The sequence below is a fragment of the Ideonella sp. genome (assembly GCF_041918995.1).
In the GTDB taxonomy this organism is placed as follows: Bacteria; Pseudomonadota; Gammaproteobacteria; order Burkholderiales; family Burkholderiaceae_C; genus Ideonella.
This window is the reverse complement of the sequence record NZ_JAYRUN010000009.1, coordinates 15,377-27,241: the sequence shown is the minus strand read 5'-3', so window position 1 is coordinate 27,241 and position 11,865 is coordinate 15,377. Positions and strand designations below refer to the sequence as shown.

Annotated in this window: 14 protein-coding genes; 8 read left to right on the top strand and 6 right to left on the bottom strand. The window is 72.4% G+C overall.

The window, feature by feature from the left end; all coding sequences use genetic code 11:
• Positions 1–2 precede the first annotated feature (2 nt).
• Genes ACE3UN_RS09705 through ACE3UN_RS09695 form a run of 3 tightly spaced genes read left to right on the top strand, consistent with a single transcriptional unit; the run spans position 3 to position 4,145 of the window.
• Positions 3–1,097 (top strand): branched-chain amino acid ABC transporter permease, encoded by a 1,095-nt coding sequence (locus tag ACE3UN_RS09705; protein ID WP_374674879.1) that lies wholly within the window; start codon positions 3–5, stop codon positions 1,095–1,097.
• An 11-nt stretch (positions 1,098–1,108) separates the two neighbouring features.
• Positions 1,109–3,262 carry a D-(-)-3-hydroxybutyrate oligomer hydrolase gene (locus tag ACE3UN_RS09700; RefSeq protein WP_374674731.1) on the top strand — a complete coding sequence of 718 codons (2,154 nt, stop codon included), beginning with the start codon at positions 1,109–1,111 and terminating at the stop codon, positions 3,260–3,262.
• 25 nt (positions 3,263–3,287) lie between these two features.
• Positions 3,288–4,145, top strand: coding sequence for an alpha/beta fold hydrolase (locus ACE3UN_RS09695; RefSeq protein WP_374674730.1), 858 nt, complete (start codon positions 3,288–3,290; stop codon positions 4,143–4,145).
• Between the two features lie 16 nt (positions 4,146–4,161).
• Here the strand turns inward: ACE3UN_RS09695 and asd are convergent, their stop codons facing one another.
• Positions 4,162–5,025, bottom strand: coding sequence for an archaetidylserine decarboxylase (asd, locus tag ACE3UN_RS09690; protein WP_374674729.1), 864 nt, complete (start codon positions 5,023–5,025; stop codon positions 4,162–4,164).
• A gap of 35 nt (positions 5,026–5,060) precedes the next feature.
• Complete coding sequence (locus ACE3UN_RS09685; RefSeq protein ID WP_374674728.1) at positions 5,061–5,990, bottom strand: NmrA family NAD(P)-binding protein; 930 nt, start codon at positions 5,988–5,990, stop codon at positions 5,061–5,063.
• Positions 5,991–6,099: 109 nt separating this feature from the next.
• Here ACE3UN_RS09685 and ACE3UN_RS09680 point away from each other — a divergent pair, with 109 nt between their 5' ends.
• Complete coding sequence (locus ACE3UN_RS09680) at positions 6,100–6,486, top strand: winged helix-turn-helix transcriptional regulator (RefSeq protein ID WP_374674727.1); 387 nt, start codon at positions 6,100–6,102, stop codon at positions 6,484–6,486.
• 10 nt (positions 6,487–6,496) lie between these two features.
• On the opposite strand, the gene ACE3UN_RS09675 is transcribed toward ACE3UN_RS09680, so the two are convergent.
• Positions 6,497–7,087, bottom strand: coding sequence for a DUF1415 domain-containing protein (locus tag ACE3UN_RS09675; RefSeq protein WP_374674726.1), 591 nt, complete (start codon positions 7,085–7,087; stop codon positions 6,497–6,499).
• Between the two features lie 31 nt (positions 7,088–7,118).
• Between ACE3UN_RS09675 and ACE3UN_RS09670 the strand changes: the two genes are divergently transcribed.
• From ACE3UN_RS09670 to ACE3UN_RS09660, 3 genes are read left to right on the top strand one after another with little or no spacing between them, the layout of a single operon-like run.
• The gene (locus ACE3UN_RS09670) at positions 7,119–7,643 is read left to right on the top strand and encodes a YbaK/EbsC family protein (protein WP_374674725.1); all 525 of its coding nucleotides are present in this window, start codon (positions 7,119–7,121) and stop codon (positions 7,641–7,643) included.
• Entirely contained in the window at positions 7,640–7,879 is a 240-nt protein-coding gene (locus ACE3UN_RS09665; protein WP_374674724.1) for a DUF1289 domain-containing protein, read from the top strand. Before ACE3UN_RS09670 ends, ACE3UN_RS09665 begins: the two co-directional genes overlap by 4 nt.
• Entirely contained in the window at positions 7,876–8,487 is a 612-nt protein-coding gene (locus ACE3UN_RS09660; RefSeq protein ID WP_374674723.1) for a 2-hydroxychromene-2-carboxylate isomerase, read from the top strand. The genes ACE3UN_RS09665 and ACE3UN_RS09660 overlap by 4 nt, the downstream gene beginning before the upstream one ends.
• A 19-nt stretch (positions 8,488–8,506) precedes the next feature.
• Here ACE3UN_RS09660 and ACE3UN_RS09655 read toward each other — a convergent pair whose 3' ends face one another.
• The 3 genes from ACE3UN_RS09655 to yiaA are packed head-to-tail and all read right to left on the bottom strand — an operon-like array spanning position 8,507 to position 9,825.
• Positions 8,507–8,896 (bottom strand): hypothetical protein, encoded by a 390-nt coding sequence (locus ACE3UN_RS09655; RefSeq protein ID WP_374674722.1) that lies wholly within the window; start codon positions 8,894–8,896, stop codon positions 8,507–8,509.
• A 16-nt stretch (positions 8,897–8,912) separates the two neighbouring features.
• On the bottom strand, positions 8,913–9,389 hold the full coding sequence (locus ACE3UN_RS09650) for a DUF3224 domain-containing protein (RefSeq protein WP_374674721.1): 477 nt from the start codon (positions 9,387–9,389) through the stop codon (positions 8,913–8,915).
• Position 9,390: 1 nt separating this feature from the next.
• Positions 9,391–9,825: an inner membrane protein YiaA gene (gene yiaA, locus ACE3UN_RS09645; protein WP_374674720.1), complete on the bottom strand. Its 435-nt coding sequence runs from the start codon at positions 9,823–9,825 to the stop codon at positions 9,391–9,393.
• 257 nt (positions 9,826–10,082) lie between these two features.
• On the opposite strand from yiaA, the gene ACE3UN_RS09640 reads away from it, so the two are divergent.
• The gene (locus ACE3UN_RS09640; protein WP_374674719.1) at positions 10,083–11,750 is read left to right on the top strand and encodes an MFS transporter; all 1,668 of its coding nucleotides are present in this window, start codon (positions 10,083–10,085) and stop codon (positions 11,748–11,750) included.
• The last annotated feature ends 115 nt before the right edge of the window (positions 11,751–11,865 follow it).

The following is an 11,865-nucleotide window of genomic DNA, read 5'->3' as shown; positions in this document are numbered from 1 at the left end:
CCATGCTGAACCGCCTGCTGTCCCACGACCTGCCGCGCAGCCGCTGGCTGGCCGCCGCGCTGCTGGCCATCGCGCTGCTGCTGTTGCTGCAGCCCTTTCTCTTCCCGGGTGCCAAGGCGCTGAACGTGGCGGCGCGCATGCTGGTGTTCGTGCTGCTGGTGGCCAGCTACGACCTGCTGCTGGGCTACACGGGCATCGTCAGCTTCGCGCACACCATGTTCTTCGGCATCGGCGCCTACGGGGTGGCCATCGCCTGCACGCGCCTGGCCGGGGAGGACGGCCCGGGCTTCGGCGCGGTGCTCCTGGGCCTGGGCGGCGCGCTGGCGGTGTCGCTGGGCTTGAGCCTGGTGATCGGGCTGTTCAGCCTGCGGGTGAAGGCGATCTTCTTCGCCATGATCACGCTGGCGGTCGCCGCGGCCTTCCAGACCCTGGCCTCGCAGCTGTCCGAGCTGACCGGCGGCGAAGACGGCCTCAGCTTCCGTGTGCCGGCGGCGCTGTCACCGTCGTTCGAGCCCTTCGAATCCCCGGTGTTCGGCCTGGTGATCGACGGCCGCACCCTGGCCTACTGGGGCCTGTATGGGGTGGTCGTGCTGGCCTTCCTGGCGCTGCTGCGCATCGTGAACTCGCCCTTCGGCCGGGTGCTGCAGGCCATCCGCGAGAACGACTTCCGGGCCGAGGCCATCGGCTACCGCACCGTGGCCTACCGCACGCTGGGCAACGTGCTGGCGGCCGGGTTCGCCACGCTGGCCGGGGCGCTGCTCGCGCTGTGGCTGCGCTACACCGGCCCCGAGACCACGCTGAGCTTCGAGGTCATGCTCGACGTGCTGCTCATCGTGGTCATCGGCGGCATGGGCACGCTCTACGGCGCCGTCATCGGCACGGTGCTGTTCGTCTTCGCGCAGAACTACCTGCAGGACGCCCTGCGCTGGGTGGGCGGCGATGGCGGCGCGCTGGCCGGCGTGCCGGTGCTGGGCGCGCTCGTCACGCCCGACCGCTGGCTGCTCTGGCTGGGCCTGGGCTTCGTGCTGTGCGTGTATTTCTTCCCGAGTGGCGTGGTCGGCCGGCTGCGCGCGCGGAACCCCAACGAACCGGCCTGAGGAGACTTCCCGTGACCCGTTCCCTGACCTGCGTGGCCACCGCCGCGCTACTGGCCGGCGCTCCGCTGCTGGCCCAGGCCGCGCCGCCCAACGTGCGCCCGGCCTTCCTGCGCGGACCCATCGCCGAAGCCGTGTACGACGGCGTGAGCGACGACCTGCTCACCGCGGGCCTGGGCAAGACCGGCCTGCTGGGCGCCGCCCCGGCGTTCGTGAACCCGCTCGCGCCCACGCCGGCGGAGCTGCGCCGCAACGCCATCCACACCAACTACCGCGCGCTGGTGGACTACACCGTCGCGGGCGGCTTCACGGTGTTCTACGGTCCCAACATCGACGCCCACGGGCACGACACGCTCGGCGAAGGCAAGGTGCCCGGCCGCGAGTACATCGCCTGGGACGATGACGGCAGCGGCCGGCAGAACGTGACGCTGATGGTGCAGGTGCCCGACAGCTTCAATCCGGCGGCCCCGTGCATCGTCACCGCCACCTCCTCCGGCTCGCGCGGCATCTACGGCGCCATCGGCACGGCGGGCGACTGGGGCCTCAAGCGCGGCTGCGCGGTGGCCTATGCCGACAAGGGCTCCGGCAACGGCGTGCACGACCTCATGGCCGATCTGGTCACCGCGCGCAACGGCACGCTGGCGGACGCCGATGCGCTGGGCACCGAGGCGCAGTTCCGCGCGGACGTGTCGGACGAGCAGCGCGCCGCGTTCAATGCCGCCACGCCGCACCGCGTGGCCTACAAGCATGCCCACTCGCAGCAGCACCCCGAGAAGGACTGGGGCCGCCACACGCTGGACGCCGTGCGCTTCGCCTTCTACGTGCTCAACGAGCGCTTCGGCAAGGTGGACGGCAAGGGCGTGCGCCGCGCCACGCTGCACGCGAAGAACACGCTGGTCATCGCCAGCAGCGTGTCCAACGGCGCCGGTGCCGCACTCGCGGCGGCCGAGGCCGACACCGAGGGGCTGATCGACGGCGTGGCCGTGACCGAACCGCACGTGCAGCCACGCGGCGCCAAGGACATCGTGATCCGCCAGGGCGGCCGCCCCCAGGCCGCCGTGGGCAAGCCACTGGTGGACTACTTCACCTTCGCCAACCTGTACCAGCCGTGTGCCGCGCTGTCGGCCGCGGCCGGGGGCGGCCTGGCGGTGCATGCGGCGTTCTGGCCGCCGGCCTACACCGCCTCGGCGCAGAACCGCTGCGCCGCCCTGGCCGCCAAGGGCCTGCTGCAGGGTGCCACGCTGGCCGAGCAGGCCGACGAGGCGCTGGCGAAGATGCAGGCCTACGGCTGGCTGCCCGAGGCGAACTTCCTGCACCAGTCGCACTTCCGCTTCGCCACCAACGCCATCGCCGTCACCTACACCAACACGATCGGCCGGTTCAGCGTGCTGGACAACCTGTGCGGCTTCAGCATGGCCAACACCGACGCCCTGGGCAACGTGGTGCCGCAGCTGGCCGCCTTGCAGGCCGGTCTGTTCTCCACCGGCAACGGCGTGCCGCCCACCACGGGCGTGAACATCGTCTACAACGACTCGGTGGGCGGCGCGCGGCTGGACTTCCTCGCCACGTCCCCCAGCACCGCGCTGGCCGACTTCGCGCTCGACGGCGCACTGTGCCAGCGTGCGCTGGTCACCGGGCGCGACGTGGTCACGGGCCAGCGGCTCACCGGCACGATGAAGGCCATGTCCGACCGCGTGCGCGCCGGCGTCAAGGAGGCCCAGCTCGGCGCGCGCGTGCATGGCAAGCCCACCCTGGTGGTGGCCGGCCGCAGCGACGCGCTGCTGCCCATCAACCACGCCTCGCGTGCCTGGTTCGCCAAGAACCAGGCCGACGCGGCAGGCAGCGACAAGGCGGCCAACGTGCGCTACATCGAGGTGACGAACGGCCAGCACTTCGACTCGTTCATCGCCCTCGGCCTGTTCCTGGGCTACGACACGCGCTACATCCCGCTGCACGTGTACTTCAACCGCGCCATGGACGCGATGTGGGACCACCTGACGCAAGGCACCCCGCTGCCGCCCAGCCAGGTGGTGCGCACGGTGCCGCGCGGCGGCGTCGCCGGCGCGGCGCCCGCGCTGACGGCCGCCAACGTGCCGCCCATCGCCATGGCGCCGGCCGCGGGTGACCTGATCACCGTCAGCGGCGGTGCCCTGGAGATCCCGGACTGACGACGCGCCCGAAGGAGACCCGCCCGTGGCCGAGCCCCGCTCCCGCTACCTGGTCTGCGAAGGCCGGGAGATCCACTTCACCGAGTGGGGCGCGGCCGACGCCCCGGCCGTCGTCGCCTGGCACGGCCTGGCGCGCACCGGCCGCGACATGGACGACCTGGCGGCCCACCTCGCGCCACGCTGGCGGGTGATCTGCCCGGACACGCTGGGCCGCGGGCTCTCGCAATGGAGCCCGCGGCCGGCCGAGGAGTACTGCCTGGCCTTCTACGTGAAGCTGGCGGTGGCGCTGGTGGGCCAGCTCGGCCTGGACCGCTTCCACTGGGTGGGCACGTCCATGGGCGGCGCCATCGGGCTGCGTGCCGCGGCCGGGCCGCTGCGCGGGCACATGCGCTCGCTGCTGCTCAACGACATCGGCCCGCGGCTGGCGGCGCCCGCGGTGGCGCGCATCCGCGCCTATGCCGGCCAGCCGCCGGCCTTTGCCACCGTCGGCGAACTGGAGACCTACTTCCGCACCGTCTACGCGCCCTATGGCTGGCTCAGCAACACCCAATGGCGCCGGCTCACCGAGACCTCGACGCGCCGGCTGCCCGACGGCCGCGTGACCCCGCACTACGACCCCGCGATGGTGCAGCAGTTCGTGCACCACCCGGCCGACTACGACCAGTGGGAGGCCTGGGACACGCTGGACCTGCCGGTGCTGTGCCTGCGCGGGCAGGCGAGCGACCTGCTGGAGCCCGAGACGGCGCAGGCCATGCGCGAGCGCGGCCCGCGCGCGCAGGTGATCGAGGTGCCGGGCTGCGGCCACGCGCCGGCGCTCAACGTGCCCGAGCACTTCGCCTGGGTGGACGGCTTCCTGGCGCGGGCGGGCGCCGCCGGCCGCTGAGCCGGCGCCGGCGGGCTCAGCCCGCCATGCGCTGGCCCAGGCGCACCGGCTTGCCCGGGGCCCAGCCGGCGTCGAACGCCGGCGCGCGGCCGTCCACCGCATCGCGCGGGAACAGCAGCACCACGGTGGATCCCAGCAGGAAGCGGCCCATCTCCTCGCCCTGGGCCAGGGTGATGTCGCGGTCGGCGTAGGTCCACTCGCGCACCTGGCCCGAGCGCGGCGGGTTGACCACGCCGTGCCACACGGTGGCCATGCTGCCCACGATGGTGGCGCCCACCAGCACCAGCACGAACGGGCCGCGCACGGCGCCCGTGCCCTCGAACACGCACACCACCCGCTCGTTGCGCGCGAACAGGCCGGGGACGCCGCGCGCGGTGGTGGGGTTCACCGAGAACAGCTCGCCGGGCACGTAGACCATGCGGGTGAGCCGTCCGGCGCAGGGCATGTGGATGCGGTGGTAGTCGCGCGGGCTGAGGTAGATGGTGGCGAACTGGCCGTCCTGGAAGCGGCGCGCCAGGTCGGCGTCGCCCCCCACGAGCGCGGTGGTGCCGTAGAAGTGGCCCTTGGCCTGCACCACCTGGTCACCCTGCACCGGCCCGAACTGGCTGATGGCGCCGTCCACCGGGCACACCAGCGGTGCATCGGCCAGCGGCCGGGCGCCGGGCTTCAGCGGCCGGGTGAAGAACTCGTTGAAGCTCTTGTAGGCGGCCGGGTCGGGCTCGGCGGCTTCGTCCATGTTCACGCCGTAGCGGGCGATGAAGCGCTGGATGGTCCAGGTGGTGGCGCCGCCCGATTCCCGCCGCGCGAGCGCGCCCATCAGCTGCGTGAGGGCCTGCTTGGGCAGGAGGTACTGGGGCAGCACACGCAGGCGGTCGGACACGGCAACAGGCTTTCTCGGTGGAGAGGCGGGCGATTCTAGGAGGCCTGCGCCGGCGCGCCGGCGAACTCCGCCGCGTGCTCGGCCAGCCAGTCCTCGAAGGCGCGGGGCGGGCGGCCGACGAGCGCGGCGAAGTCGCCGGTCACCTCGGCCAGGCCGCCCTGGGCCGTGTTGACGTCGATGGACGCGTAGACCTGCGCCACCGGCTCCGGCAAGCCGGCTGCCACCATGCCCTGCACCAGGGCGTCGACGGCCACCGGCACCACCTGCAGCGGCCGTCCCGTGGCCTGGCTGACGAGGGCGGCGATCTCCGCCGTGCTGTGGGCCCGGGCGCCGCCGAGGGTGAGGGTGGTGCGGCCGGTGCGCCCGGATGCCAGCGCGGTGGCCGCCGCGAGGGCCAGGTCGTCGCGGGCGATGTGGGCGATGCGCCCGTCGCCCGCCGCGCTGACCCACCGGCCGCTGGCCAGGGCCGGCGGCAGGCTGGCCAGCAGGTTCTCGAAATACCAGTGGTGGCGCAGGACGGTCCAGCCCGGCAGGCGGCTCGCGGCCAGCGCGGCCTCCGTCCCGGCGTGGTCGGGGGCGAAGAGCACGGCCGATCGATCGGGCTGCGGCATGGACGTGTAGACCACGTGGTCCACGCCGGCCGCTTCGGCGGCCCGCACGGCGGCGACGTGCTGCTGCAGGCGCTGGCCCGGCCCGGCCAGCGTGTCGGTGCTGATCAGCAGCAGGCGGTGGGCGCCCGCGAAGGCGGCGGCCAGGCCCTCGGGCCGGTCGAAGTCGGCGGCGCGCACCGCCACGCCGCGGGCCGCCCAGGCGGCCAGGCGGGCCGGTTCGCGGGTGGTGGCGATCAGCTGGTGCGCCGGCGCCTGCAGCGTGTCCAGCAGGTGGTGCAGGACGCGCTGGCCCAGCTGGCCGGCGGCGCCGGTGACGAGCAGGGGACCGCGCAGCAGGGGGGTCGATGCTTCCATTTCGGTACTCACTTCCTTTTTGAAACCGTGTGCGGCATGATGCCCACCCGGACACCGGCCCACAAGCAGGGAGCCGGGCGTCAGTCAGTTACCCGGAAGTCACCCCGCCATGTCGCTGCACAAGTCCACGGCGCACTTTGCCGACCGCTGCCCCATCCGCGATGTGCTCGACCGGCTGGGCGACCGGTGGACGACGCTGGTGCTGCTGACGCTGGAAGAAGGGGGCACGCTGCGTTTCTCGCAGCTCAAGGCCCGCATCGAGGACATCTCCCAGCGCATGCTGGCGCAGACGCTGCGCCGGCTGGAGCAGGACGGGCTGGTGTCGCGCACCGTCCATGCCACGGTGCCGCCCCGGGTGGACTACACGCTGACCCCGCTGGGTCAGTCGTTCATGGCGCCGGTCCACGGGCTGATCCGCTGGGCCGGGGACCACCACGAGCAGGTGCGCACCGCGCGCCAGGCCTACGTGGCGCCGGTGGCCATGGCGGCGAAGTGACGCCGACGCGTCAGGGCGTGCGCGGCCGCCGCATCAGCGCCGCCCAGCCCTCGGGCCCCAGCCGGCGCATGACGTCCATGTTGCGCTCGTAGATGGTTTCCGCCTCGGGGAAGGCCTCCACCGCGCGGTCGATGCTCGATTCGCGGATGAGGTGCAGCGTGGGGAACGGCGAGCGGTTGGTGGCGTTGGTGATGTCGTCGGACGGGGTGTCGGCGAACTGGAAATCGGGGTGGAAGGACGCGATCTGCAGCGTGCCTTCCAGGCCGAGTTCGGCCAGCAGGGCCTCTGCCACGCCGAGGAAATCGTTGTAGTCCAGGAAGTCCTGCAGCACGTGCGGGTGCACCAGCAGGGTGGTCTCGGTCTGCGCCTCGTCGACGGCGGACAGGTCGAGCAGCTCGCGGTGCAGGTCGGCCAGCAGGTCCTCGGGCGTGGTGGCCGTGCTCAGCGCCACGCGCACCTGGCCCTTGGCACGCGGCGCCTTGGCGAACGGGCACAGGTTCAGGCCGATCACGGCCGCGTCCAGCCAGTGCCAGGTGGCCGCCACGGGGTCGTCGGCGGGGGCGTCCCCGGGGGACGCGGTGGGCGGATCGGTGGGGTTCATCGGGGCATTGTCGCGCGGTGACAATGCCGGCATGGTCGATTCCGCACCCCCTGCCGTTCCTGCCGCCGCGGCGGCGCCCGATGTGGCCCACGAGGGCTTCAACCGCGTCACCCGGGCCCTGGCCGACCTGGGCCACCCGCACGCGCCGCGCTGGCTGGAGGTGCCCGCCCGCACCTGCCAGGAGGCCGCCGAGGCCCTGGGCCTGGCCACGGGCCAGATCGCCAAGAGCGTCATCTTCCGCCGCCGCGCCGACGAGGCCGCGGTGCTGGTCATCGCCTCGGGCGACAAGCGGGTGGACGAGCACAAGGTGGCCGCGCTGGTGGGCCCCATCGGCCGCGCCGACGCCGCCTTCGTCAAGGCCCGCACCGGCTATGCCATCGGCGGCGTCTCGCCGGTGGCCCACGCCACGGCGCCGGTCACGCTGATCGACCGGGAGCTGTTCCGCTTCGACGAGGTGTGGGCGGCCGCGGGCCACCCCAACGGCGTCTTCCGCGTCGCCCCGGCGGACCTGGAGCGGCTGACCGGCGCCCCCGTGGCGGATGTGGTGCAGGCGTGAGCACCGCCGCGTCGGCGGCCGGCGGCGTGCCGAGCCCCTGCACCAGCGTCTGCCGCATCGACCCGCGCACCGGCTGGTGCGCGGGCTGCGCCCGCACGCTCGACGAGATCGCGGCCTGGAGCCGCCTGGACGACGACGCCAAGCGCCGCGTCTGGGCATTGCTGCCGCAGCGGCGGGCCACCACCACCGGCACCGGGGCCCCCGGCCCCGCGCCCACCGATACGGAGCGACCATGACCCCCATCGTCTTCCACTTCGACGTCGTCTCGCCCTACGCCTTCCTCGCCTTCGAGGCGCTGCCCGGGGCGCTGGCCGGCATCAGCCATGCCGTGGAGTACCGGCCGGTGCTGTTCGCCGGGCTGCTCAAGGCCCACCAGCACAAGGGGCCGGTGGAGGTGCCCGGCAAGCGGGAGTGGACCTACCGCCAGGTCGACTGGCTCGCCGCCCGCCAGGGCGTGGCGGGCTGGCAGCGGCCTGAGCCGCACCCCTTCAACCCGCTGGCGCTGCTGCGACTGGGCCTGGCCAGCGGCCCGGCCGGCCGCATGCCCGGCCGGCACATCGTCGAGGCGCTGTTCCGCCATGCCTGGTGCGCCGGGGGCGCCGACCCCAACGACCCGCAGCGCCTGGCCGCCCTGCGCGCCACGCTGCAGCCCGTGCGCGACCCGGACAGCCCCGAGGTGAAGTCCGAGCTGCGCGCGCTCACCGACGCCGCCATCGGCCGCGGCCTGTTCGGCGTGCCGACCGTGGAGGCGCAGGGTGAGCTCTACTGGGGCCTGGACGCCCTGCCCATGCTGCGCGAGGACCTGCTGGCCGCGCAGGCCGGCGGCGCCGCGGGCGCGCACTGAGCGGCGCCGGGGCCGCCCCTCACTCCGGCAGCGCCCGCCACTGCGGCAGGCAGTGCGCGGCCAGCGCCGTCACCCAGGCCGGGTCCGCCGGGTCGAAGGCCAGGCCGAAGCGCGGGCTGACGACGAAGCCCGCGCGCTCGAAGGCGGCCGGGTCCTCGGCCCGCACGAAGGCCGCCAGGGCCGCAAACGGCACGGCCACGGCGCCCAGGTGCAGCACGGGCGCCTGCGTCGTCACCTCCTCCAGCCGGCCGCTGGCCTGGAAGCGGTAGACCACCCGGCCGTAATCCAGCTCGTCCAGGTCCACGGCATTGCGCCCTTCGCGGCCCGGCCGTCCATGGCGGGCGCGCAGCTGGTCGGGCGTCACGCTGAACGGCACGCCGTCGACCGCCTCGAAAGGCTGCAGCCGCATGGTCGGGCCGGAGGCCTCAGGGCAGCGTGTAGTCGAACTCGTACAGGTGCTGCCCGTCCACGATGCGCAGCCGGAACGTGCCCTGGATGCCGGCCAGCGCCCCGGTGCCCGACCCGGGCACCACGGTGATGGACAGCTGCTGGGCGCCGCGGTCCATGGTGCCGCTGTGCTGGAACACGAAGCTGCCGCTGCGCCCGTGCAGCGTGCCGGTGACGCGCTCGATGGCCACGTAGCCGGCCGAGCCCTTCTCGGGGGTGAGCGCCGTGAGCATCTCCCCCTGGCCGGTGGCGACCAGGTCGCCCTCGAAGCGCTTGGCCAGCGCCATGCGGCCGGTGCTGACGCCGTCCGCGGCCACGGGCTCGCCCTGCGGCGTCATCTGGACGGTGAACGAACCTCGGGCGGTGGTCGGCATGGGGGCTCCCTGGGCGGCGACGGACAGCGGCAGGATGGCCGCGAGGGCCAGCCAGCGGCGACGGTTGGCGAGGGCGGGCATCTCAGGCCTCGGCGGCGGTGTCGCGCGCGTCCGGCTCGGCGAACAGCGCCAGGTCCCGCACGTTCTTCTGCACCGCCACCGCGCCGAACAGGCTGAGCAGGAAGGACATGGCGTAGAAGCCCTTCTCGCTGGGCGCCAGGGTGGCATTCCACAGGCCCACGGTGAGCAGCAGGACGCACAGGCCCACCGAGACCCAGCACAGGCCGAAGTACATGCCGGTGACGCGGATGCCCTCGAGCCGGTCGCGCACCGACTTCTGCAGCGACACGGCGGAGAACAGGCCGTACATCAGCACGGTGAAGTAGTAGCCCTTCTCGTTCAGCGGCATCTGGGCGTTCCACAGGCCCACCAGGTAGGTGAGGGCGCCCACGCACAGGGCGGCCCACGAGGCCCCGATGAAGGCGCCGGTCGGACGGTGGGTGGATGCAGTGGCCATGGGCTCCCCGGAAGAGGTGGTTGGAATGGCCGGCGACTGTAGCAACGGCGCGCCGGGCAGGCGGGATGGCCCCTCGGGTCTTACCCGTAGCACCCGCCCATTTCCCGCATGGCGGAACGATGCCTCAGGGTTGCACCGGAGTTTGTCAGCCTCGCATCAGCAAGCCGTCAGAGACGGGTCAGAGCCGGGCCAAATAGTCGCGCCATGTGTCGCCGGGTGGCGGCGGCGCAGGCTTCAGGATTCAGGAGACTCCCCCCATGGCAACGACAGCGGCAGCCAACACGCCGATGACGAGCGAGGAAAAGAAGGTCATCTTCGCCTCGTCGCTCGGCACGGTGTTCGAGTGGTACGACTTCTACCTCTACGGCTCCCTCGCGGCGATCATCGCGAAGCAGTTCTTCGCGGGTCTGGACCCGACCTCGGCGTTCATCTTCGCGCTGCTGGCCTTCGCCGCCGGCTTCCTGGTGCGCCCCTTCGGCGCGCTGGTGTTCGGCCGCCTCGGCGACATGATCGGCCGGAAGTACACCTTCCTGGTCACCATCCTGATCATGGGCCTGTCGACGTTCATCGTCGGCGTGCTGCCCACCTACGCCTCCATCGGCGTGGCCGCCCCGATCATCCTGATCGTGCTGCGCCTGCTGCAGGGCCTGGCGCTCGGCGGTGAGTACGGCGGCGCGGCCACCTACGTGGCCGAGCACGCCCCGCACGGCAAGCGCGGCGCGTACACCTCCTGGATCCAGACCACCGCGACGCTGGGCCTGTTCCTGTCGCTGATGGTGATCCTGGGCACCCGCACGGCGCTCGGCGAGGCCGCCTTCGCCGACTGGGGCTGGCGCGTGCCGTTCCTGGTGTCGATCTTCCTGCTGGCGATCAGCGTGTGGATCCGGCTGTCCATGAACGAGTCGCCCGCCTTCAAGAAGATGAAGGAAGAGGGCAAGACCTCCAAGGCGCCGCTGACCGAGTCCTTCGGCCAGTGGAAGAACCTGAAGATCGTGATCCTGGCGCTCGTCGGCCTGACCGCCGGCCAGGCCGTGGTCTGGTACACGGGCCAGTTCTACGCGCTGTTCTTCCTGACGCAGGCGCTGAAGGTGGACGCCGCGACGGCCAACATCCTGATCGCGGTCTCGCTGCTGATCGGCACCCCGTTCTTCGTGGTGTTCGGCACGCTGTCGGACAGGATCGGCCGCAAGCCCATCATCATGGCGGGCTGCCTGCTGGCCGCGCTGACCTACTTCCCGCTGTTCGGCGCGCTGACCAAGGCCGCGAACCCGGACCTGGCCGCCGCGCAGGAGAAGACCCGCGTGGTGATCACCGCCGACCCGAAGGAGTGCTCGTTCCAGGGTAGCCCGATCGCCCGTGAGATCGACTTCCGCAGCTCGTGCGACATCGCCAAGCGCTTCCTGGCGCAGAGCTCGGTGAGCTACGAGAACGCCGTGGGCACCGGCCCGGCCACCATCACCATCGGCGAGAAGGTCATCAATTCGCCGGTCGGCAACGTGGTGAACTCCAAGTTCGACGAGGACAGCGTCAAGGCCATCGCCGCGTTCAAGAAGGACGTGGCCGACAGCCTGAAGGCCGCCGGCTACCCCGCCAAGGCCGACCCGGCCAAGGTGGACAAGGTCAAGGTCGTGGCCATCCTGACGCTGCTGGTCATCTACGTGACCATGGTGTACGGCCCGATCGCCGCGATGCTGGTGGAGATGTTCCCGACCCGCATCCGCTACACCTCCATGAGCCTGCCGTACCACATCGGCAACGGCTGGTTCGGCGGCCTGCTGCCCACCACCTCGTTCGCGATCGTGGCGGCCACCGGCAACATGTACAACGGCCTGTGGTACCCGATCATCATCGCCGCGGCCACCTTCGTGATCGGCATGCTGTTCGTGAAGGAAACCAAGGACGTGGACATCTACGCCAAGGACTGACGCACGGCCGGGCGCCCTGCGGCGCCTGTCCTGCCGTCACCGGCATCAGGCGGCCCCGCGGGGCCGCCTTTTCTTTGTGCCCGCGCGCCGCCAGGGCATGGCCCGCGCTGCGTAG